1 protein-coding gene and 1 pseudogene are annotated in these 918 nt (G+C 34.7%); both read right to left on the bottom strand.

Features of this window, described 5'->3' with window-relative positions; genetic code table 11:
* Positions 1–31: 31 nt before the first annotated feature.
* A pseudogene (locus ACQV18_RS09370) lies at positions 32–169 on the bottom strand (IS3 family transposase); the annotation flags it as partial.
* A gap of 259 nt (positions 170–428) precedes the next feature.
* Entirely contained in the window at positions 429–551 is a 123-nt protein-coding gene (locus tag ACQV18_RS09365) for a hypothetical protein (RefSeq protein ID WP_428876645.1), read from the bottom strand.
* Between the last annotated feature and the right edge of the window lie 367 nt (positions 552–918).

Below are 918 nucleotides of genomic sequence, written 5' to 3'. Positions count from 1 at the left end.
TGATGTGAACCTCAAAAGTTGGAGTTTGTATTTAAACGGTTAATTGAATGGTATAGATTCGGTATTCAAGCAAAGACATACCGCTCAATTTTTGTTTTATTCTTCTATGATTATAGTGATGAATATATTGATTAATCTTATTCATCAGTTTCTTATAACTTGTCAGTGGTTCTCCATAATAGGCCTTAAATACAGTTTCTGCTCATCGGCTGTCTTGAACGCTGTCACATCAGCGATTAATTTTTGAAGAGGATATTTTGCACTAAAGCGACGATTGAGGGGGTTGGGAGCAATTGTTCCTTTGTAAGAGCTATAGCGACGTGACTTTCGCCAGAATTTTGTACATTTTAAGCCGAGCTTATTCATGATTCGTAAAGCTTTTTAGGGTTAATTTTTTGATGGTGTGTTTTGTATAATTCAGCCGTAATTCATCGATAACCATAGGTTTCATAGAGTTCGTGAAATATTTGTTGAGTCTTTTCTTCTAATTCTGAATCATCAGTAACTTTATTCTTTTGACGAAGTCCGTTTTTATTAAGTTTCTTTACCACTTTGGGCGGCCTTTCTATCGGTCTATTCAGAGCTTTAGAACCCCCTTCAAGATAAACGCCTTTGCAATTAGCTAGCATTGATGGATTCGTAAGGTTAAAGGCGATTGCCGTTTCTTTATAGGAAGCAGCTATTCTTTGCTTAAAGTGTAAAACATTCAGCTTAAAAATCTAAAGAATAATCTGCTTTTCCTTGTATTGCTTTTACCCCATTTGCCCCCTATCTTTTATAATTGTTGACCCAATTCTTGACTAAAGAAGGTGAAGGAATCCCCTATTTTTTGTTAAAGCCTTGTAACCTAATTATCCTTCAAAATACCCTTCAATCACTTTCATTTTCAATTCAGAAGCCTATTTTTAGACATAAAAG

It is taken from the genome of Facklamia sp. P9177 (assembly GCF_050409585.1).
Classification (GTDB): Bacteria; Bacillota; Bacilli; order Lactobacillales; family Aerococcaceae; genus Facklamia.
The sequence above is the reverse complement of the archived record's forward strand: the minus strand, read 5'-3'. Positions and strand labels throughout refer to the sequence as shown.